This window comes from Marinobacter sp. SS21 (genome assembly GCF_028369065.1).
Lineage (GTDB): Bacteria > Pseudomonadota > Gammaproteobacteria > Pseudomonadales > Oleiphilaceae > Marinobacter.
This window is the reverse complement of sequence record NZ_JAQNDA010000003.1, coordinates 310,435-330,288: the sequence shown is the minus strand read 5'-3', so window position 1 is coordinate 330,288 and position 19,854 is coordinate 310,435. Positions and strand designations below refer to the sequence as shown.

The 19,854-nt window shown below is 57.6% G+C and carries 20 protein-coding genes; 15 read left to right on the top strand and 5 right to left on the bottom strand.

Going from position 1 to position 19,854, the window contains the following annotated elements; all coding sequences use genetic code 11:
* Positions 1 to 5 precede the first annotated feature (5 nt).
* The 8 genes from N6L25_RS06000 to sthA all read left to right on the top strand — a co-directional run bounded on the left by N6L25_RS06000 (position 6) and on the right by sthA (position 7,383).
* Entirely contained in the window at positions 6 to 1,211 is a 1,206-nt protein-coding gene (locus N6L25_RS06000) for an NADH:ubiquinone reductase (Na(+)-transporting) subunit B (protein ID WP_271978849.1), read from the top strand.
* Positions 1,204 to 2,010 (top strand): Na(+)-translocating NADH-quinone reductase subunit C, encoded by an 807-nt coding sequence (locus N6L25_RS05995; protein WP_271978848.1) that lies wholly within the window; start codon positions 1,204 to 1,206, stop codon positions 2,008 to 2,010. The genes N6L25_RS06000 and N6L25_RS05995 overlap by 8 nt, the downstream gene beginning before the upstream one ends.
* 2 nt (positions 2,011 to 2,012) lie before the next feature.
* On the top strand, positions 2,013 to 2,678 hold the full coding sequence (locus N6L25_RS05990; protein WP_271978847.1) for an NADH:ubiquinone reductase (Na(+)-transporting) subunit D: 666 nt from the start codon (positions 2,013 to 2,015) through the stop codon (positions 2,676 to 2,678).
* Positions 2,678 to 3,286 carry an NADH:ubiquinone reductase (Na(+)-transporting) subunit E gene (gene nqrE / locus N6L25_RS05985; RefSeq protein WP_271978846.1) on the top strand — a complete coding sequence of 203 codons (609 nt, stop codon included), beginning with the start codon at positions 2,678 to 2,680 and terminating at the stop codon, positions 3,284 to 3,286. The genes N6L25_RS05990 and nqrE overlap by 1 nt, the downstream gene beginning before the upstream one ends.
* Before the next feature lie 37 nt (positions 3,287 to 3,323).
* Positions 3,324 to 4,550, top strand: a complete 1,227-nt coding sequence (gene nqrF, locus N6L25_RS05980; protein ID WP_271978845.1) for an NADH:ubiquinone reductase (Na(+)-transporting) subunit F — start codon at positions 3,324 to 3,326, stop codon at positions 4,548 to 4,550.
* A gap of 9 nt (positions 4,551 to 4,559) precedes the next feature.
* On the top strand, positions 4,560 to 5,609 hold the full coding sequence (locus N6L25_RS05975) for an FAD:protein FMN transferase (protein ID WP_271978844.1): 1,050 nt from the start codon (positions 4,560 to 4,562) through the stop codon (positions 5,607 to 5,609).
* A gap of 21 nt (positions 5,610 to 5,630) precedes the next feature.
* A complete protein-coding gene (gene nqrM, locus N6L25_RS05970) occupies positions 5,631 to 5,876 on the top strand; it encodes a (Na+)-NQR maturation NqrM (protein ID WP_271978843.1) in 246 nt (81 codons plus the stop codon).
* A gap of 115 nt (positions 5,877 to 5,991) precedes the next feature.
* Positions 5,992 to 7,383: a Si-specific NAD(P)(+) transhydrogenase gene (sthA, locus tag N6L25_RS05965; RefSeq protein WP_271978842.1), complete on the top strand. Its 1,392-nt coding sequence runs from the start codon at positions 5,992 to 5,994 to the stop codon at positions 7,381 to 7,383.
* A gap of 74 nt (positions 7,384 to 7,457) precedes the next feature.
* Here the strand turns inward: sthA and N6L25_RS05960 are convergent, their stop codons facing one another.
* The 5 genes from N6L25_RS05960 to dusA form a co-directional block, all read right to left on the bottom strand.
* A complete protein-coding gene (locus tag N6L25_RS05960) occupies positions 7,458 to 8,264 on the bottom strand; it encodes a glycerophosphodiester phosphodiesterase (protein ID WP_271978840.1) in 807 nt (268 codons plus the stop codon).
* Positions 8,265 to 8,273: 9 nt separating this feature from the next.
* Complete coding sequence (locus N6L25_RS05955; RefSeq protein WP_271978839.1) at positions 8,274 to 9,404, bottom strand: 3-deoxy-7-phosphoheptulonate synthase; 1,131 nt, start codon at positions 9,402 to 9,404, stop codon at positions 8,274 to 8,276.
* A 10-nt stretch (positions 9,405 to 9,414) separates the two neighbouring features.
* Entirely contained in the window at positions 9,415 to 9,870 is a 456-nt protein-coding gene (locus N6L25_RS05950) for a tellurite resistance TerB family protein (protein ID WP_271978838.1), read from the bottom strand.
* Positions 9,871 to 9,925: 55 nt separating this feature from the next.
* The gene (tal, locus tag N6L25_RS05945) at positions 9,926 to 10,891 is read right to left on the bottom strand and encodes a transaldolase (RefSeq protein ID WP_271978836.1); all 966 of its coding nucleotides are present in this window, start codon (positions 10,889 to 10,891) and stop codon (positions 9,926 to 9,928) included.
* Positions 10,892 to 11,063: 172 nt separating this feature from the next.
* Entirely contained in the window at positions 11,064 to 12,098 is a 1,035-nt protein-coding gene (gene dusA / locus N6L25_RS05940; protein WP_271978835.1) for a tRNA dihydrouridine(20/20a) synthase DusA, read from the bottom strand.
* 216 nt (positions 12,099 to 12,314) lie between these two features.
* Here dusA and N6L25_RS05935 point away from each other — a divergent pair, with 216 nt between their 5' ends.
* The 7 genes from N6L25_RS05935 to N6L25_RS05905 all read left to right on the top strand — a co-directional run bounded on the left by N6L25_RS05935 (position 12,315) and on the right by N6L25_RS05905 (position 19,843).
* The gene (locus N6L25_RS05935; protein ID WP_271978834.1) at positions 12,315 to 12,575 is read left to right on the top strand and encodes a hypothetical protein; all 261 of its coding nucleotides are present in this window, start codon (positions 12,315 to 12,317) and stop codon (positions 12,573 to 12,575) included.
* The gene (locus tag N6L25_RS05930) at positions 12,568 to 14,664 is read left to right on the top strand and encodes a sensor domain-containing diguanylate cyclase (RefSeq protein WP_271978833.1); all 2,097 of its coding nucleotides are present in this window, start codon (positions 12,568 to 12,570) and stop codon (positions 14,662 to 14,664) included. Before N6L25_RS05935 ends, N6L25_RS05930 begins: the two co-directional genes overlap by 8 nt.
* Before the next feature lie 58 nt (positions 14,665 to 14,722).
* The gene (locus tag N6L25_RS05925; protein WP_271978832.1) at positions 14,723 to 17,005 is read left to right on the top strand and encodes a GAF domain-containing SpoIIE family protein phosphatase; all 2,283 of its coding nucleotides are present in this window, start codon (positions 14,723 to 14,725) and stop codon (positions 17,003 to 17,005) included.
* A 16-nt stretch (positions 17,006 to 17,021) separates the two neighbouring features.
* Positions 17,022 to 17,438, top strand: coding sequence for an ATP-binding protein (locus N6L25_RS05920; RefSeq protein WP_271978831.1), 417 nt, complete (start codon positions 17,022 to 17,024; stop codon positions 17,436 to 17,438).
* A complete protein-coding gene (locus tag N6L25_RS05915; protein ID WP_271978830.1) occupies positions 17,439 to 17,810 on the top strand; it encodes an STAS domain-containing protein in 372 nt (123 codons plus the stop codon).
* Positions 17,811 to 18,171: 361 nt separating this feature from the next.
* Positions 18,172 to 18,399: a TM2 domain-containing protein gene (locus N6L25_RS05910; protein WP_271978829.1), complete on the top strand. Its 228-nt coding sequence runs from the start codon at positions 18,172 to 18,174 to the stop codon at positions 18,397 to 18,399.
* 112 nt (positions 18,400 to 18,511) lie between these two features.
* Positions 18,512 to 19,843, top strand: a complete 1,332-nt coding sequence (locus tag N6L25_RS05905) for a YjgN family protein (protein WP_271978828.1) — start codon at positions 18,512 to 18,514, stop codon at positions 19,841 to 19,843.
* Positions 19,844 to 19,854 lie beyond the last annotated feature (11 nt).

Genomic DNA, 19,854 nt, shown 5'->3' with positions numbered 1-19,854 from the left:
GCGATATGGGTATTCGTACGTATCTCGATGGCATCGAGCATCACTTTGAAAAGGGCGGCAAGTACGAGCGCTGGTATGCGCTGTACGAAGCCGTTGACACCATTTTCTACAGTCCTGGCAAGGTAACCTCCACCACGGCTCACGTTCGTGACGGAGTAGACCTGAAGCGACTGATGATCACCGTGTGGCTGTGTACTTTCCCGGCCATGTTCTTTGGCATGTGGAACATCGGTTTCCAGGCCAACAGCTACCTCGCGACCAACCCGGATGCCCTGATGGGCGACGGCGGTTTGCGCACGGCCTTTATCCAGGCCCTGGCCGGTAACGATGCCGCCAGCATCTGGGATAACTTCGTTTACGGCATGGCCTACTTCCTCCCCATTTACTTCGTCACCTTCGCGGTGGGTGGTTTCTGGGAAGTGCTGTTCGCCACGGTCCGCCGTCACGAAGTCAATGAAGGTTTCTTCGTGACGTCCGTTCTGTTCGCGCTGATCTGCCCGCCCACCATTCCGCTGTGGCAGGTGGCTCTGGGCATCACCTTTGGTGTAGTGATCGGCAAGGAAGTGTTCGGCGGTACTGGCAAGAACTTCCTGAATCCAGCCCTGACCGGCCGTGCTTTCCTGTACTTTGCCTACCCGGCTCAGATCTCAGGCGACACGGTCTGGAATGCAGTGGACGGCTTCAGTGGTGCGACAGCCTTGAGCTGGGCTGCCAGCGGCGGTGTCGAAGCGCTGGAACAGCAGATCGGCTGGATGAGCGCGTTTCTGGGGACCATCCAGGGCTCCATGGGTGAAACCTCCACGCTGGCTGTCCTCATTGGCGGCCTGATCCTGCTGATCATGAAAATCGCCTCCTACCGCATTGTTGGTGGGGTGTTGATCGGCATGATTGCGATGAGCCTGTTGCTCAACGCAGTGGGTTCCGATACCAACCCGATGTTTGATGTGCCAGCTCATTGGCACTTGGTGATCGGCGGTTTTGCCTTCGGCATGATGTTCATGGCGACGGACCCGGTTTCCGCGGCAATGACCAATACCGGCCGCTGGTGCTTCGGTATTCTCGTGGGTGTGATGACGGTGCTGATTCGCGTCATCAACCCGGCGTTCCCGGAAGGCATCATGCTGGCGATTCTGTTCGCCAACCTGTTCGCTCCGCTGATGGACCACTATGTGGTTCAGGCCAACATCAAACGGAGGCTTGCCCGTGTCTAAAGCCAAGGAAACCGTCTCCAGAACCCTGATCGTTGCGCTGGCATTGTGCATCGTCTGCTCAGTGGTGGTGTCCACCGCTGCGGTTATGCTCAAGCCTGCCCAGGTGACGAACCAGAACCTGGATATCAAGTCCAACATCCTGGCAGCTGCCGGCATGCTGCCCGCTGGCGCCAGCGCGGCCGAGATCGAAGAACAGTTCCAGCGCTTCGATGTGCGCCTGCTGGATCTCGATACTGGCGAGTACGTGGAGCCTCAAGCCGTTGGTTTCGAAGACGCCATGAAGTATGACATGTACCGGGCTGCTTCCGATCCCGCCTTGTCCGAGACCTTGGCGTCAGGTGAGGATCCCGCAGGAATCAAGCGTCGCCCGAATGTCGCCAAGATCTTCACCCTGAGTGAGAACGGCGAGTTGCAGCGGGTTGTGCTGCCGGTACACGGTTATGGCCTGTGGTCCACCCTGTACGGGTTCGTCTCGCTCGAAGGCGACGCCAACACCATCGAAGGCCTGGGTTTCTACGCACACGCGGAAACGCCGGGCCTGGGTGGCGAGGTCGACAATCCGCGCTGGAAACAACAGTGGGTCGGTAAGACCGTCTACGACGTCGACAACCTGATCCAGCCGCAGATTCGTCTCGTGAAAGGCGGCGTTGATCCTAACGATCAAAACAAGGAACACAAAGTCGATGCCCTGTCGGGTGCTACCCTGACCAGTCGTGGCGTTGAGCAGCTGCTCAACTACTGGATGGGTGAAAACGGCTATGCGACGTTCCTGAAAAAACTGCGTCAAGGGGAGGTCTGATCATGGCCGATACTTCAGCCAAGCAGGTTCTGCTCGAACCGATCTTCAGTAACAACCCGATTGCACTGCAGATCCTTGGTATCTGTTCAGCGCTGGCGGTGACCACGAGCCTGAACGTCACCATCGTCATGTGTATTTCGGTGATTGCCGTAACCGCGTTCTCCAACCTGGCGGTTTCGCTGGTCCGCACCCAGATCCCGAACAGTATCCGGATCATCGTGCAGATGACCATCATTGCCTCCCTGGTTATAGTGGTTGACCAGGTGCTCAAGGCTTACGCCTACGAAATCAGCAAGCAGCTGTCTGTGTTCGTTGGTCTGATCATCACCAACTGTATCGTGATGGGTCGCGCCGAGGGCTTCGCCATGAAGAACGGCCCCTGGCTGAGCTTCCTCGATGGGATCGGTAACGGTCTGGGCTACTCGGTGCTGCTGCTGTTCGTGGCGTTCTTCCGTGAGCTATTGGGCGCCGGTTCCCTGTTCGGTGTGTCGCTGATGCCGGTAGTTAACGAGGGCGGCTGGTACATCCCGAATGGTCTGCTGCTGCTGCCGCCGAGTGCGTTCTTCATCATTGGTCTGGCGATCTGGGGCCTGCGCGCCTGGAAGCCTGAGCAGGTGGAAGTGCCTGAGTACAAGATGTCTCGCCATAAAGCCAAGGAGGCCTTCTGATGGAACACTATATCAGTCTGATTCTGAAGGCCGTATTCGTTGAAAACATGGCGTTGGCGTTCTTCCTGGGGATGTGTACCTTCCTGGCCATCTCCAAGAAAATCGAAGCCGCTGTCGGTCTCGGCATCGCCGTGGTCGTTGTGCTGACCCTGACAGTGCCGGTCAACAACCTGATCTACAACAACATCCTGCGTGAAGGCGCGTTGGGCTGGGCGGGTCTGCCGAATATCGACCTGAGCTTCCTGGGGCTGCTGACCTATATCGGTGTTATCGCCGCGATGGTGCAGATCATGGAGATGGTGCTGGACAAGTACATTCCGGCGCTGTATTCGGCGTTGGGGGTGTTCCTGCCGCTGATCACCGTTAACTGCGCCATCATGGGTGCGTCCCTGTTCATGGTGGAGCGGGACTACACCTTCGGCGAGAGTGTGGTGTACGGCTTTGGCGCAGGCCTGGGCTGGGCCCTGGCGATTGTCGCGCTGGCCGGTATCCGTGAAAAACTCAAGTACAGCGACGTTCCGGAAGGCCTCCGTGGCCTGGGCATCACCTTCATTACCGTGGGTCTGATGTCGTTGGGCTTTATGTCGTTCTCTGGTATTTCACTGTAATCAATCCGGTGATTCGGTTTAACGAAAAGGCGAGACCATGAATACAGAAATTATTCTCGGCGTGGTCATGTTCACCGTTATCGTGCTGTCGCTTGTGGCGATTATCCTGGCGGCACGCTCGAAGCTGGTCAGCACCGGTGATGTGACTATTGAAATTAACGATGACCCAGAGCACATGCTGACCACCGAAGCCGGTGGAAAGCTGCTTGGGACACTGGCGGGCAGCGGTATCTTCCTGTCCTCCGCCTGCGGTGGCGGTGGTACCTGTGCCCAGTGTAAATGTAAGGTTCTGGAAGGTGGCGGTGCGATGCTGCCCACTGAAAAGACCCACTTCACCAACCGCGAGGAAAAAGAAGGCTGGCGCCTTTCCTGCCAGGTTCCGGTGAAGCAGAACATGAAGATCGAAGTGCCGGAAGAGTTCTTTGGCGTCAAGAAGTGGGAGTGTGAGGTTGTCTCCAACCACAACGTTGCCACTTTCATCAAGGAATTGGTGCTGAAGTTGCCCGAGGGTGAGGAAGTCGACTTCCGTGCCGGCGGCTACGTCCAGCTGGAGTGTCCTCCGTACGAAATCAACTTCAAGGATTTCGTCATCGAAGAGGAGTTCCACGAGGATTGGGACAAGCACGACATCTGGCGATACAAGGCGATCAACAAGGAAGAAACCATCCGCGCCTACTCCATGGCCAACTATCCGGAAGAGAAGGGTGTTCTCAAGTTCAATATCCGGATTGCCACGCCGCCTCCTGGCAGCGACCACCCGCCGGGCATCATGTCCAGCTACGTGTTCAACCTGAAGCCGGGTGACAAGGTAACGGTGATGGGGCCGTTTGGTGAGTTCTTCGCCAAGAAAACCGATGCCGAGATGGTGTTCATTGGTGGTGGTGCCGGTATGGCGCCCATGCGTTCGCACATCTTCGATCAGCTCAAGCGTTTGAACTCCGACCGGAAGATTACGTTCTGGTACGGTGCGCGCAGCGTGCGCGAGATGTTCTACGTCGAAGATTTCGACGGCCTGGCCTCTGAGAACGACAACTTCCAGTGGCACGTCGCGTTGTCTGATGCATTGCCAGAAGACAACTGGACCGGCTACACCGGTTTTATCCACAACGTGTTGTATGAGAACTATCTGAAGGACCACCCGGCTCCTGAAGATTGTGAGTTCTACATGTGTGGACCCCCAATCATGAACGCGTCCGTCATCAAGATGCTGAAGGATCTGGGTGTTGAGGACGAGAACATCATGCTGGATGACTTCGGGGGTTAAGCAAGCCTGATGACATTCCGCATGATCCGGCCCGTCAGGGGTGTGTTTGCCAGCGTCGTCCTGACGCTGGCGCTCGCGGCCCTGGCGGGTTGCTCGTTTCAGGAAGAGCCAAGAATCTGGGAGCTTTCAGGCCCTGTTTTTGGCACTCGTTATCATATCAACGTCGTATTGACCGAAGACCCGGATCGTCTGGAGAATCTGGGCCAGGGTATCGTCGAGGTACTGGCGCAAGTAGACGCTTCCATGTCCACCTGGCGGAGCGATTCGGAACTGTCGACGTTCAACCGCGCCCCGAACCAGCAGGCCTGGCATCCCATTTCTGCGGACTTGCACACGGTGTTGGCCGCGTCGCGTCAGATTTCCGAGTTCAGTGGGGGTGCCTTCGATATCACCGTTGGTCCAGTGGTCAACCTGTGGGGCTTCGGTCCAGAGGCTCGCCCGGAGACGGTGCCTGAGCCGGAAGTTCTGGCCCAACGCCTGGCTCAGATCGGCTACCGAAATATCGAACTGCAGGAAGCACCGCCGGCACTGCGCACACGCCGTTCGCAATATTTGGATCTTTCGGCCATCGCCAAAGGCTATGGCGTGGATGCGGTAGCCCGCTACCTGACTGAGCAGGGCATATCCGCGTTTCTGGTGGAAATCGGGGGCGAGGTTCGGGTTCAGGGCCGTAAGCCGGGTGGCGATGCCTGGCGGTTGGCCATCGAGGAACCGGTGTCTGAGCGCCGGATGATCAACCGGATTGTTGCCCTGGAACGCCATGGCATGGCGACCTCAGGCGATTATCGCAATTATTACGAAGCCAATGGCAAGCGTTTTTCCCATACCATTGACCCGCTTACTGGCCAGCCCATCAGCCATAACCTGGCGTCTGTGACGGTTATCGCAGAAAACTGTATGCTGGCAGATGGGATAGCGACTGCCTTTAATGTCATGGGTTATCAGAAAGCCCGCGAACTGGCAGTGCGTGAGAATATTGCCGCTTACTTTATCATTCGCGGAGAAGGTGGTTTCGAATCACATTTTACCCCGGCATTTTCCGCCTATCTGGTGGAATGACCGGGCTGAGAGGGTAGGACAATGGGTACGTTTCTGCTGGTTTTTGTCATCGTTGGTATTTTGCTGGTGGCGATGTCCATCGGGGTTATTCTCGGGCGCAAACCCATCAGCGGCACCTGCGGGGGAATTGGCGCGCTGGGCATCGATGGTGCCTGTGAAATCTGTGGTGGCAACACCAAGAAGTGCAAGGAAGAAAATGATCGCCTGGCCAGTGAAGGCAAGACCGCCGAAGCCTTGGCCTATGATGCAAGCAAAACCAAACAATAATTGGTACAAGGCCGAATAGCCCCCCGGCGCTCTGCGATTCGCTGGGAGAACCCAACACACAAGGTGTATTCGGTGTTGGCCTGGGAAACGATGTAGATAGGGAGTAACTGCAAGCATGGCAGAGCATCATTACGACGTCGTCGTTATCGGCGCGGGCCCTTCCGGGGAGGGCGCGGCGATGAATGCGGCGAAGAATGGCAAACGGGTCGCAATCATAGAAGACAAGCCGACGGTGGGTGGCAACTGTACGCATTGGGGCACCATTCCATCCAAGGCGCTTCGGCATTCCGTCAAGCAGATCATCACCTTCAACACCAATCAGATGTTCCGGGATATCGGCGAACCGCGTTGGTTTTCCTTTCCCCGGGTATTGCAAAATGCCCAGCGGGTGATTGGCAAGCAGGTCAAACTGCGCACTCAGTTCTATGCCCGTAACAAGATTGACCTGATCAGCGGCAAAGCCCGGTTTCTCGATGCCAATCGGGTGGAGGTGCGTGGCAGTCAGAGCGGTGACATTCTTCACGCCGAGACCATTGTTATTGCCACGGGGTCGCGGCCCTATCTGCCGCCAGATGTGAATTTCCGCCATCGCCGCATTTATAACAGCGACACCATTCTTAAGCTTTCCCACACCCCCCGCACGCTGATCATCTATGGCGCCGGTGTTATCGGCTCGGAGTACGCGTCCATCTTCGCTGGGCTGGGGGTCAAGGTGGATCTGATCAACCCGGGCAGCCGGCTGTTGACGTTTCTGGATGACGAGATATCGGACGCGCTCAGTTACCACCTGCGCAACAACGGGGTGTTGGTGCGACACAACGAGCAGTATGAATCGGTGGAAGGCGACGATCACGGCGTGGTGCTGTCGTTGCAGTCCGGCAAAAAAATTCGTGCCGATGCGTTTTTGTGGTGCAACGGCCGTACCGGAAACACCGACAAGCTGGGCCTGGAAAATGTTGGTCTGGAAGCCAATGGGCGCGGTCAATTGACGGTCGATGAGCATTACCGAACCGAGGTGCCTCACATCTATGCCGCCGGGGACGTGATCGGCTGGCCCAGTCTGGCTAGTGCGGCCTACGATCAGGGCCGGTCAGCGGCCTCGGACATCGTACACGACCAGTATTTCCGCTACGTATCGGATGTGCCTACGGGGATCTATACCATTCCCGAGATCAGCTCGGTTGGCAAGACCGAGAGAGAGCTGACTGAAGCCAAAGTGCCGTACGAGGTTGGCCAGGCGTTTTTCAAGGATTTGGCCAGAGCCCAGATTACCGGCGAAGCGGTCGGCATGCTGAAGATTCTGTTCCACCGCGAAAGCCGGGAAATTTTGGGCATTCACTGTTTCGGGGACCAGGCGGCAGAGATCGTTCATATCGGGCAAGCCATTATGAATCAGCCCGGTGACGCCAATTCGCTCGACTATTTCATCAACACCACCTTCAATTACCCAACCATGGCCGAAGCCTATCGGGTTGCGGCACTTAATGGCCTGAACCGGATCTTCTGATCCCGCCGCGGTGGCCTGCGGTGATTCACCGCCGGGCCACCCACTTCGACGAAAAATCTCTGCCAGGGCCGAGGTTACTCACTGACCGATAGCGACGGCCGTTCCGCATCATTGTCGCCATGGGACGCGGCTTGCAGTGTCAGGTGCGGCAAGGCGCCGGTGCGGTTGTCGAAGAAAATTCGGGTACTGGTGGGAAAATCCGTGATGATGCTGTCGACGCCCTGGGATTCCAGCGCCACCATGTCGTGAATGCGGTTGACGGTCCAGGTTGACACGTGCAGGTCATGGCGATGGGCCTCGGCCACCAGTGTATCGCTGCAGAGCTTCCAGTTCAGGATCAGATAATTGCAGTTCAGCCGCTTGGCCACGCTGATGGGCTTGGGAAATCGTCGATCGATGACCACACCAATCTGGATGCGCCGATCCCGCCGGTGAACTTCCTGAAGGAACCAGGTGTCGGCAGAGGTGATCACCACGCGTTGGTACAGGTGCTGGCGTTGGATCAGCTCGGTGAGCCGATTACCCAGCACATTGAGGCGCTGGCGTTTGTCGCTCTTGACCTCGAGTTGCAAGTGTTTGAACTCGGGAATGGCGGCCAGCACATCCTCCAGTGAAGGGATGCCCGTTGGTGTCGGCCACTTGGCGGCATGATGGCGGGCATCCATCCGGCGGAGTTCATCGGCGGGGTGGTCGGCAACCTTGCCGGGCTTTCCGGTGGTGCGTTCCAGGCACAGATCGTGAATTACCATGGGTAGGCCGTCACTGGACAGCACCAGGTCAAATTCGAAGTGGCGAATACCCTGCCGATAGGCATGCACGAAGCCGGCGAGAGTGTTTTCTGGCGCCTCTCCCTTGGCGCCCCGATGGCCGTAGACAATCATAATACCGCTTTACCCACCTAAGCCGTTGAGTTGTATCTTGCCGTGCAGCACCTGGCGTTTTTTCCAGGTCTCATGGCACAGCTGTATGTCTTCCAGGTACGCCGGCAGTTCTTCCAGCAACAGCGCTTGAGGGCCGTCCACCAGCGCCTTTTCCGGCATCGGGTGGAAGTCCACCAGTACCATGTTGGCGCCGGCGATGACGCCCTGCGCGGTCACATGCATCAGGTCGAGGATGCCATCCGGCGCGTGCTCCCGGCTGCCTACCGAGTGTGAAGGGTCTATGCATACCGGCATTCGGGTGAGACGTTTTACCACCGGCACGTGGGCGAAGTCCACCATGTTTCGGTGTGGGTTGCCGGCTTCGGTCTTCATGCCCCGGAGGCAGAACACGACCTTGGCATTACCTTCGCTGGCGAGGTATTCGGCGGCATTGAGCGACTCGTCGAGGGTGATCCCAAAGCCACGTTTGAGCAGCACCGGGTAGGTGCTCTGGCGGCCAATGGCCTTAAGCAATTCGAAATTCTGAGTGTTGCGAGTGCCCACCTGAAGCATCACACCGGTAGGGCGGCCAAGTTTTTCCAGGCAGGTGTCGATCTCCTCAATATGGCTTTCGTGGGTAATCTCCATGGCGATGACCTTGATGCCATGTTTGCCGGCCTTCTCGAACACCCAGGGCAAGCAGCCCTTACCATGGCCCTGGAACGAATAGGGATTGGTGCGGGGCTTGTAGGCGCCCATGCGGGTACACAGCTGGCCGTGTGCCTCCAGGGTCTGCATCATGATCTCGACATGGTCGGGGGTGTCGACGGCGCACAGGCCGGCAAAGACGTTGAGGCTGTCCTGATCGAAGGTGACGTCATTATAGGTAAAGCCACTGAGCCGATGGTCATCGCGGTGGCGACCGAGGATGCGGTATTCATCGGAGATGCGAATGACCCGTTCCACCGCCGGCAGTGCCATGATGTCTTCCTGGTTCAATGACTTGGTGTCGCCGAGCAGATAGATTTCGGTGAGTCGCTGCTTGGCCCCTTGAACCTCATGAACCCGTACGGAGATCCCGGGCAGGTTCTCCAGAAAGTGCAGGGTTTGCCGATATTCCTCGCTGTCGAGCTGTGTATCCGGGTGAAGAATGGCCAGCATAGCGGCCTCCTTATCCTCGTGCTGCGTGAGCCTGCTCGGCGTTGTGCTTCGCCTGGATGTACTCACGATGGTTAAGATGGAGCAGGTCGGCCATGCGGCGAATCAGGTGTTCTTCGTAGTGGTCGATGTGTCCATCGGCGAAGGCCACTAGCCAGATACTTTGCAGCAGTGCCTGCTTGGCGACCTGGTCGAGTTGGGCATTGATCAGGCCGGTAAACTGATACAGCGACGTCGCGTCATCGGCTTGGGCCAGGGCATCGTCCAGTATGTCCTGTGCTTCCTTGGGACTGACTTCGTGTGCCTTTATCGCGCTGTCCAGCATGGCCTGGAGCTCACGGTCGTCCTGCTGGCGATCGGCACGCGCCACCTGCACCATCAGGGCGGTGGCGGCCACCGCTAACTGGTGCTGGCTGGGCGACGACTCGGCGCTGGCGGTCGCAAAAAATTGTTTCAACTTGTCGATCATTGAGTGCTAACCCATCTCTCTGCCGGCGCGATCAATCGAAAGTGCCCGCCGGGGCTCAGGCGGCCGCGGCCAGGCGGCGGACACGGTTTTCCAGTTCAACCTGGTCGGCAGCAAACCGGCGAATGCCGTCGGCGAGTTTCTCCGTGGCCATGGCATCTTCATTGGACTCCCAGCGGAACATGGCTTCGGTCATGTTAACGGGGCGATCACCGTTTCGGGCCGCCTCGCTGGATAGCCGGCGTGTCAACTGGCCGGAATCTTCCGCCAGCTCCTGAAGCAGGGGAGGACTGATGGTCAACCGGTCGCAGCCTGCCAACATTTCAATCTCGCCAGTATTGCGGAAACTGGCGCCCATCACGACGGTGTCGTAGTGGTGGGTCTTGTAGTAATTGTAGATTCGCGAGACGGAAAGCACGCCTGGATCTTCGGCTGCGGGGAAGGCGTCCCGGTCGCTGTTGGCCAGGTGCCAGTCGAGAATTCGGCCCACAAAGGGCGAGATCAGGTATGCCCCGGCATCGGCACAGGCAGCTGCCTGGGTGAAAGAGAAGAGCAGCGTCAGATTGCAGTGGATGCCGTCCTTCTCCAGTTGCTCGGCGGCCCGGATGCCTTCCCAGGTGGAGGCGATCTTGATCAGGATACGCTTGGTATCCACGCCACGCTGATCGTAGAGTTCAATCAAACGGCGGGCGCGGGCCAGGGTTGCGCTGGTGTCAAAGGACAGTCGGGCATCGACTTCGGTAGAGACTACGCCAGGGATCAGGTTGAGGATCTGGGCTCCGGCCCGTACCGCCAGCATGTCGGTCGCATAGCTCAGCTGCTCGCTGTCACTGCCGCCCTGGCGCCGGGCGTCGTCGACGGCCGCATCCAGCATCGGGCGGTAACTATCGGCGGCGGCGGCCTTGAGCAGCAGCGACGGGTTGGTGGTCGCATCCTGAGGCCGCCAATGGGCGATAGCATCCAGGTCGCCGGTGTCGGCGACCACGGTGGTCATGGTCTTGAGCTGGTCGAGTTTGCTGGTCATTCGTCCTGTCATCCTGAACTTTGTTATGGGGGAACCTCCAACGGGCGGTTCCTCTGGGCAACAGTATTGCGCGCCGTTACGTCTACAATAACCGGGCAATTTGACAGGAACAAGAAGCGCAAAGACCGGCAGGCAGCACCATGAGCGTTTGGTAACGCAGGTGCTTGAGATTTCAGGTGGCCAGCTCGGGGCCGGCGAACCGGGCGGGTGCTTCCGGTACCAGGGCCATGGCCTTTTCCACAACATCCAGCCCGGCTCCGGGCTTATGGGCGTTCTCACTAATGTGGCGACGGAATTGACGACCACCAGGCTGGCCGTGGAACAATCCCAGCAAGTGGCGGGTCATGTGGCCCAGTTGGACGCCGCGGGACAGTTCCTCTTCAAGGAAGGGCATCATCGCTCTCAGCGCGTCATGACGAGACGTTATCGGGGCTGCCGCGGAAAAAAATGTTGGGTCGACCCCGGCCAGCAACCATGGGTTGTGATAAGCCTCCCGTCCCAGCATCACGCCATCGGTGTGGGCGAGGTGGTGGTGGCACTCCTCGAACGTTTTGATGCCGCCATTGATGAGGATCTCCAGCTGCGGGTACTTCTCCTTCAGACGATAGACCCAGTCGTACTTCAGCGGCGGAACTTCCCGGTTCTCTTTCGGGCTCAGACCGTCGAGAATCGCGATGCGGGCATGCACAATGAACGTCTGGCACCCGGCCTCTGACACCGTCTCGATGAATTCGCACAGATCGTCCCAGGATTCCCGGCCATCAATGCCAATGCGATGCTTCACGGTGACCGGCAACGACGTGGCCTCCTGCATGGCCCGAACGCCTTCCGCCACTTTCTGCGGGTAGCCCATCAGGCAGGCTCCGATCATGTTGTTCTGCACCCGGTCGCTGGGGCAGCCCACGTTCAGGTTCACTTCATCAAATCCGAACTTCTCCGCCAGTGCCGCGCAGTGGGCCAGTTCCCTGGCATCGCTGCCGCCTAACTGCAGGGCCAGCGGGTACTCCGCCTCGTCGTGGCGGAGGAATCGCTCGGTATCGCCATGGATCAGCGCCCCGGTGGTGACCATTTCGGTGTACAGCAGGGTATGGCGGCTAAGGATGCGGGCCAGATAGCGGTAGTGGGTGGTGGTCCAATCCATCATTGGCGCTACGCAGAAGCGACGGGAGAAACCAGTTTGGAGTCGGGGGGCGGTGGCTTGGGACATGAAGGGCCTTGCACAACAGGAGCGGATGGATGGCACTGACGCCATTGTATCGTACCGCGACTGCTATTGCGCTAGCCGGAAGATCCCGCGCAGGGCATGCGGGAATGGTTAAAGAACACGATGGCTAGGGAGCGACAGGCGCGCGCGCCTAATAAATGAAAAAATCAGTTAAATTAACTGCGTTGTGTATGTTTTATTTAAAAAGAGTAATAAAATGTGACCAAAATCTCAGTAAATACAATAATGTTCTGGCTGCTGGCTCATTGTGGCGTGTTTTTATCCCATCCAATGCACGTTCAAGCCAAAAGCATTTCCAAACCAAAGCGTCTTCTAAAAATGGGGGCTGCTACTGCCCAGTCTTGGTTTAATCGCGTGGCCGCAGGGTTTGGATACGCAGATGGTTATATGAGCATTAATGCTCAGAGGCTTTTTACAGCCCCTGACAACCAGGCAAGGACACAGGCCAGCTATGGTTGAGGTTAACTCGCAGCTTCTCATCTTGCTCACGGGCATTGGCTCGGCCGGTACCGCTGTGGCGGTAACCTGGTGGTGGCTGGTGCATCGCGTCCGCAGATCGCAGCGCAAGGCCTTGGACACGCTGAATGAGGCGGCGATGCTCAAGCGGAGCCTGTTCCAGGCCCAGGCGGATCTTCGCGAGGTTCTCAACGAATCTCCGTTTCTGGTTTTACTTTTCGATCGCCACAGTCACCAGGTGTCGTTCGCCAATAAAGCGGCAAGGGTCTATTTCTCAGCCGCGAACGTTCAGGACGACATTTCCCGGTGTGAGCTCGCTTCGGGGTCCGGCGATTTCGACAGTGACTTTGACGAACTCATCGGCGACTACGTCCAACAGCACCAGACGGGTAGCCCGTCGGTCACTTCGTCCATGCGCCAGCTCCGGTTTGGGGGCCAGCGCTACTGGTTTTCCATCAGCATCAGTTACATTAATGTGCTACCGGGTGCTCCTGTGTGCTGCATTCTGGATGACTGCAGTCGGCAGACCGAAACCGAACAGAAGCTCCAGATCTACCGAGGCGTAACCGATCGCGTCGCCAATCATGATTCGTTGGAAATTACACTTCGGGATATTTGCCGCTTCGGCGAGGCGTTGTTTCAGGGCGCCCGGTGTGGCGTCTGTGTGCTGGATCAGAGGCATGCCATTGTGGCGCACCAGGGCAGTCATGACGATGGCGTACTGGAATCGTTGTCGGCAAAAGAGTCTCATGGCATTACTCAGGTAGCGCTGGCAAGCGAGCGGCGGGTAATCTGCGAAGATATTCAATCCGACGCACGTATTTCCCGGGTGCTCAAGAACCAGTTGCACAGCTGGGGCTATCAGGCCTGGGTCGCGGAGCCTATTCTGGATTTCAATGGCAGAGTACTGGGCGTGCTGGAGCTTTTCTGGCCCGAGTTGCCCGCAGCCGACCACGTTATGTCGGAGAATCTGGACCAACTCAAGGCGCTTACCCAGATTGCCATTGCGAGTGCCCAGACCGTTACCCGAGTGCGCCAGGACGCCGCGGACGAGGCCTTCACCCGCGACCTCGCGGACGAATTCCGGGAAACGGAACCGTCCCAAATGTTGGCGACGCTTCCGAGGGCGTTGGAACGGATTGGCAGTTATCTCAATCTGCGTTCGTCGGAGCTGGATCTTTGGATGCTGGACGCCGACTCCAACAGTTACCGCTCCGTCAGTGCGATTGATGATGGGGCCCATCGTCGATTAATTCCGGAGCATCGACTTAACGGCTGGCTGGAGAGCGCGCTCAGGGAACGTCTGCAACGTTCGGCGCCATCCGAGCTGCGGGAAAGCAGCTACCGGTTCTGCCGGGAACAGTCTCATTTCCGTCACCTGCTGAGTAACCTCAGCCGTCATGCCGCTCTTGGAATCGAGTCGATCATTCTGTTTCCGCTGCAGTCAGGTTCGCGTCTGGAAGGCTTTGTTACGGTGATGGAGGGCTCGGACGCGAATCTGCGTGCTTTACGTGTCATTGACAGCCTGATTCATTTGTTCCGGGATGTGCTAAGTCGGAATCGACTTATCGAGGGCGATGCGGTCAACGTGCACAAAGATTCGCTGACCGGGTTGTTCAACCGGCAGAAAATGTTTGAACTGCTCTCCTACGAAGCAGTGCGGGCAAAGCGCTATAAGACCAGGTTTACATTGGTCCTGGTGGATGTCGATGATCTGGGCCGAATCAACGACCGCTACGGGCATGACGCTGGCGACCAGGTTATCCAATCGGTCGGCGCTGTGCTCGCGGCGTCGGTTCGATCGTCCGATGTGGTGGGGCGATTAGCGGGAGACCGCTATATGGTGTTGCTGTTGGAAACCGCCGTGCCGGGTGCCGTCAAGGTTGCAGACACTTTGCGTGGCAGAATCGAGCAACTTGAAGTTGGCGCCATATCCGGGATTTCGGCCAGTGCCGGAATTGTCGGTAATGGCGAAGGTGAATCGGCCCAGGACTTGTTGGCGCGAGCCGAACAGCACATGTTGGAAGCCAAGCGCCGTGGCCGGGGCAGCGTTATGGTCGAGGGCGGCGACGTATCGGTCGCAATAGATTGAGCAGGTGAGGACAGGCCGCGAGTTGCGGTCGCCGAACGGTTAGATAGGGCAGATAGGGTTGGATGGATTCATAGTCGCCGGCTTGGCGGGAGCGGTAGGCCTGCTGCTGTTGCTTCAGCAGCTTAGGGTGCACCAGTATCAGCAGCATTCCGTGTCGTTGGGGTTGCGGAATGAGCGGCTGACTCGGGACCTGAAGCTTGAGTCCTCGGAGATCGAGGGCGTGCTCGGCAATGTGTTGTGGGCGGTGGTGATCCTGGATGCCCGCGGTGACCGTGCCCTGTACGCCAATGCGGCCGCAATCAGTTTGTTTGGCGTCACCGATACCGATGCCCTCAACCGATTATGGTTTGGTGACACAGGCTTGTGGCCGGGGGGCGTCAAATCCCGCAACCGTTTCTGCCAGTGGCTGGCTCAGGTGTCCTGGGGAGACAGCGCCCGTGGACAGTGGCAATTGCCAATGGAGGACGGTCGAATGGCCCTTGTGGATCTGTCAGCCAGTCGAACCCGGTTCCGGCAGCAGTCTGCGCTTTTGCTGGCTGCGATGGACATTGCGCCGTTCATCGCAGCCAGGGAGGAGGTGGCAGGCAAGAATCGGGTGTTGAACGCTTTGGTGGTGGATCGCCCGCTACCCGATTCCCTGGACCTGATTACCGCCTTGGTCGAGCAGCAAGTCTCTGGCAGCCGATGTTGCGTCCTGGTGTTAAACCGGCAACAACGGTTGTTGTCTTGTGTCGGTCAGGCTGGCTTTGCCAGCGCTTACCGGCAATACATTGGTGACACCCCGTGCCAGTATGGTGCCACCAGCGCTGGGACAGCGGCCTACACCAACAAACAGGTCCTTTGTAACGATCCATTGGCGGATGCCTCTTGGCAGCTGCAGCGGGCAGGCTTGAACCAGCTAGGGGTGGCCGCGGTCTGGGCCGTGCCGTTCGTGGATTCCTCGGGTGGTGTGTGTGGGGTGCTCAGTCTGTGTTTCGGCAGCGCCTTCGAACCCTCGGAGCAGCAAGCGGAAGATTTGGGGACGATATTACACCTGTGCAGTCTGGCGGTTGAACGGGACTATCAGCAGGCCCGATTGGCGCGAATCCTGAGCAGCGAGAAATTTATCCGGGAGATCGGAGCTCAAATCCATGGCCTATCGACCGAGCATTACGCGGATGAACTGAAAGCCATCTTGGCTCAGGCCTGCCGGTATCTCGACATATCCAGTATGGCGCTGTGGTCCTCCCAGGGCCCAAACAAAGCGGCCCTGCAACTGTTGTGTGAGACGGAAGAAATCCCGGCGTTTACCGAGGCGATCCCATTGGCCGGGGTTGACGCGTTGATGGACGAGGCCGGCAGCCGATACCTGTATCCCGGACAAAGCGAGCACTATCAAAAACTTTGCCTCGACAATCTGGACTGGCCGCTGTTCCTGATGGCGATATCAGCGAACGGCAGCAGCCTGGATGGTTTGTTGGTGGTCTCTGCGGGTATAGACCGGTTGCCTTCGGACATTGAAAGCTATCTGGAAATCATCTCGGACATGCTGGCGAATGCCCTTGGCAAGATCTGGCTGATGGAGGCACTGTCCAAGAAGGCGGCATCGGACCGGACTGAGAAAGAGAAGCTGGAAGGTGAACTAGACGTTGCCAAGGATATTCAGGCGGCGATGATACCCGGAGGGGGCCGCTACGGGCGCAGCATTCAGGGTTGGTGCATTCGCGCGCGGCTGAGGCCAGCCAGAGCCGTTGGTGGCGATTTTTTCAGTGACATCACCTTGCCGGACGGACGTGTTTTTGTTGCGGTCGGGGATGTCTCTGACAAAGGCGTGCCGGCGGCACTGTTCATGTCCAAGGTGGTGACCATTCTTAACTTCCTGACCAAAGACAAGGTGGATCTGTCATCGCTCATGGGCCGGCTGAACAATGAGTTGGCGATTGAAAACGACAGCTGCATGTTTGCCACCCTTGTGGGGGTAGTGTTGGATACCCGAAATGGCCAAATCGAATATTGCAGCGCCGGCCACTGTGCCCCGTTGCTGGTTCGGCAAGGTATGTCCCCGGTTTTCCTGACGGACGAGAACGGCCCACCGGTCGGTCTCTATGAAGATGCCGAATTTCCGTCCCACCGTATGTCTTTGCCCGCTCAGGCCAGTCTGGTGCTCTACAGCGACGGCGTTACCGAGGCGTTGAACCAGTCTGGGGAGGTATTTGGCGAGGACCGGCTCGCGGAGTTGGCCAACCTGACATTCGGGCATCAGAAAAATCTGGTCGAAAGTATCGACACCATGGTGCGGGCCTACGCGGGAGAGTCGCCGCAATCTGATGATCTGACTATCATGGTTGTGAATAGAAGCTAACGGAAGGCCAGCAATAATGAGTAGTCGCATTGAGTTGGATGTTCAGCAGAGTCTGGACGGCGTATTGGCTTGGATGACCGGCCGTCTTCATTTACTCGGCGTCGGGCCCTCGCACGCGCATGACTGCAAGGTCATTGTTGATGAGTATGTCGCCAATTTGAGCACCCATGGGCGCGTATCGAAAAAGTCCCAGATATGGTCGCTGGAAGTGGTTCGGGACAATGACGATCTACTGCTGAGGTTTCGCGATAACGGGGGGGCGTTCGACCCAACCTGCCACGATGTCAGCGTGGATGAAAAAGGAATCGCCGACCGCCCAGTGGGCGGTTTGGGACTGTTGTTGATCAAAGAATTGTCGGACACGCAGGTGTATCGCTACCGCGATGGCCAGAACTGTCTTGACGTAAAAATACACCTCACAAGGGAAAAGTGAATGGCGCTCGAAATCGAAGTCACCATAGCCGATAAGCAGGCGGTTAAGGTTCTCCTGGCAGGATCCCTGGATAGCCAGACCTCACCGGACCTGGAGCGGGAACTGGCCCACCGGGTGAGTGAGGACACCCGAACCCTGGCTATCGACATGAGTAATCTGGCATTCATCAGTTCCGCAGGACTGCGGATCATCTTCAAGAACCTCAAGACGCTGAAGCGTCAAGGCGGCAAACTGAGCGTCTCCGGCATGTCTCCGAGCATTCGCAAAGTGTTTGAGATTGTGAAGGTCATGCCGGACTTGACGGTGTTTGCAGACGAAGCCGAGATGGACGAATATCTGTCAGCCATTCAGGAGCGGTATCGAGAGGCGTGAAGGCGGCGGTGCCATCGGCCTGGTGTAGCAATGGGTTACAGATCGTTACCAAATTCAATATTGCAGTTGAATGCAGCTGAACGAAGGCGGATTCGTTCGCGTACGGCTGACCCAAATGAACCGTGAGCCCAATAACTGCAAGGCCAGTGGGGGCATTCGAATTTAAGAATCATATCTGCACGTTCGTGACCGTTTGCAGGAGATCCGCCCAAAAGGTCAAAAAACGAGCCTCAATCAGGCTTGTTCCAGGGGGCAACCAAGCCTAATCTTGCACATGTCCTGCAACCGCCTGCCATCTGGACATCACGTTCACGGCGGCTATGGAACACCTTCACCATCGTTAAATAATACGGAGATTACGATGACCGAATTGAGCTCTTCCGATAAGAAAATCCTGCCTGCCTTTCTTATGTGTTTCTTCCTCGGCTGTTTTGGCGTTCACCGCTTCTACGTCGGCAAGATTGGCACCGGCCTGCTGCAGATCGTCACGTTGGGTGGTTTGGGAATCTGGGCACTGATCGACTGGATCATGATTATGTGCGGCGCCTTTTCTGACAAGCAGGGCAACAAGTTGACGGAATGGACCTGATCCATTCATAGACAGTCCCATGGCCTGGCTCCCCGCATCGCCCTAGGCGGACTGGACCAGGCCCTCCTCCCCCTCAAGAAAGAACCTCGCTACTCAGTTGGACGAATCCACCATGACCGTTCCCAGTCACGCTGCCCCGTCACCCTCAGTACCAACCGATTCAACCGAAGGCCGATATCCGCGCCATGAACCGGTGTCTTTCTCCGGCCAGGCTGGAGAGTTCTTCGGCATCTGGTTCGTGAACAACATGCTGACCTGGATGACGCTGGGGATATACTCGGCCTGGGCGAAGGTGCGCACCCTGCAGTACTTCTATGGCAACACAGAAGTGGCCGGTGGCGCCTTTCAATTTACCGCCACACCCTGGCAGATTCTGAAAAGCCGACTGATCGCCTTCGGCCTGCTGGTCGTATTTGTCATTGCTGAAAACTATCCCGCTGACTGGGCGCTGTATGTCTATGTGGGCTTTATCGCAATTTATCTGGCCCTGGCGCCGGTGCTGACGGTGCTGGTGATGTCATTCCAATTGCGCCATTCCACCTGGCGGGGGATCAGCTTCAGATTCAACAAGGACTACCGCGGGGCCTACCGAGTCTACCTACCACCGCTGGTCATGTTGCTGCTGTTGGCTGGCAGCATCGCGCTGCCGTTCTACGAACAGGAAGCGAAAAGCCTGATGGCAGGCACTCCGGTCGCCCAAGCCGCCGAGACCGAGGCAATGACAGCACCACAAGCTGGAGAGGTCGCTGACAGCAGCTCCGACCAAGGGCCGGTCAAACACAAGCCCGGCAAGCTTGCGGGTAAGAAGGGTATGACTGAACTGGATGAGCTGGACTTGAATGGCTATCTGTTCATACCCGCCGGCATTATGCTGGCCCTGTTTCTGTTGATACTGCCGTACTTCGATTTCATCAACCAGCGCTTCCTGGCGAGGAACGTACGATTTGGCGTTGCGCTGGTGAATTACTCCGGGCAGGCCTCGGATTACTACCGGATCTATTGGAAATGGATCCTCGCCACGGCGCTGCTGGCGTCGTTATGGGCTGGAGCCATTGGCGCCCCGGTAACCCTTGGCGCGCTCGTATGGACCGCGCTCATCGTGCTGAGCCTGTTGTATATTCCGCTCAGCAAGGCGTACCTCAAGAGCCGGCGATACAACTTACTGTTTGGCAAGTGTGACATTGACCACGGCCATTTCCGACTACACAGCAACGTACCGTTCCTCAAACTGGCCTGGGTGTTGATTACCAACTCCATCATGGTCTCCATCACGTTCGGTTTGATGACCGCGTGGGCAAAGGTTCGTACCGCCCGGGTGATCCTGGAGAGTATGGCGCTTGAGGCGAACGCCTCCCTGGATCAATTCGTTGCCGCGCAGGAAGAGAAGCAATCGGCGTTGGCCGAGGAAGTGGCTGATATCTTTGACGTGGATGTCGCATTTTAGGGGTGGGTGAG

What these genes read in the sequence shown, in the direction of transcription:
- N6L25_RS05950 (WP_271978838.1), bottom strand. Translation starts at nt 9,870, where the DNA reads ATGATCGACAAGTTGAAACAATTTTTTGCGACCGCCAGCGCCGAGTCG.
- dusA (WP_271978835.1), bottom strand. Translation starts at nt 12,098, where the DNA reads ATGTCCCAAGCCACCGCCCCCCGACTCCAAACTGGTTTCTCCCGTCGC.
- nqrE (WP_271978846.1), top strand. Translation starts at nt 2,678, where the DNA reads ATGGAACACTATATCAGTCTGATTCTGAAGGCCGTATTCGTTGAAAAC.
- N6L25_RS05975 (WP_271978844.1), top strand. Translation starts at nt 4,560, where the DNA reads ATGACATTCCGCATGATCCGGCCCGTCAGGGGTGTGTTTGCCAGCGTC.
- sthA (WP_271978842.1), top strand. Translation starts at nt 5,992, where the DNA reads ATGGCAGAGCATCATTACGACGTCGTCGTTATCGGCGCGGGCCCTTCC.
- tal (WP_271978836.1), bottom strand. Translation starts at nt 10,891, where the DNA reads ATGACCAGCAAACTCGACCAGCTCAAGACCATGACCACCGTGGTCGCC.
- nqrF (WP_271978845.1), top strand. Translation starts at nt 3,324, where the DNA reads ATGAATACAGAAATTATTCTCGGCGTGGTCATGTTCACCGTTATCGTG.
- N6L25_RS05990 (WP_271978847.1), top strand. Translation starts at nt 2,013, where the DNA reads ATGGCCGATACTTCAGCCAAGCAGGTTCTGCTCGAACCGATCTTCAGT.
- N6L25_RS05955 (WP_271978839.1), bottom strand. Translation starts at nt 9,404, where the DNA reads ATGCTGGCCATTCTTCACCCGGATACACAGCTCGACAGCGAGGAATAT.
- nqrM (WP_271978843.1), top strand. Translation starts at nt 5,631, where the DNA reads ATGGGTACGTTTCTGCTGGTTTTTGTCATCGTTGGTATTTTGCTGGTG.
- N6L25_RS05905 (WP_271978828.1), top strand. Translation starts at nt 18,512, where the DNA reads ATGACCGTTCCCAGTCACGCTGCCCCGTCACCCTCAGTACCAACCGAT.
- N6L25_RS06000 (WP_271978849.1), top strand. Translation starts at nt 6, where the DNA reads ATGGGTATTCGTACGTATCTCGATGGCATCGAGCATCACTTTGAAAAG.
- N6L25_RS05915 (WP_271978830.1), top strand. Translation starts at nt 17,439, where the DNA reads ATGGCGCTCGAAATCGAAGTCACCATAGCCGATAAGCAGGCGGTTAAG.
- N6L25_RS05960 (WP_271978840.1), bottom strand. Translation starts at nt 8,264, where the DNA reads ATGATTGTCTACGGCCATCGGGGCGCCAAGGGAGAGGCGCCAGAAAAC.
- N6L25_RS05920 (WP_271978831.1), top strand. Translation starts at nt 17,022, where the DNA reads ATGAGTAGTCGCATTGAGTTGGATGTTCAGCAGAGTCTGGACGGCGTA.
- N6L25_RS05930 (WP_271978833.1), top strand. Translation starts at nt 12,568, where the DNA reads ATGGTTGAGGTTAACTCGCAGCTTCTCATCTTGCTCACGGGCATTGGC.
- N6L25_RS05910 (WP_271978829.1), top strand. Translation starts at nt 18,172, where the DNA reads ATGACCGAATTGAGCTCTTCCGATAAGAAAATCCTGCCTGCCTTTCTT.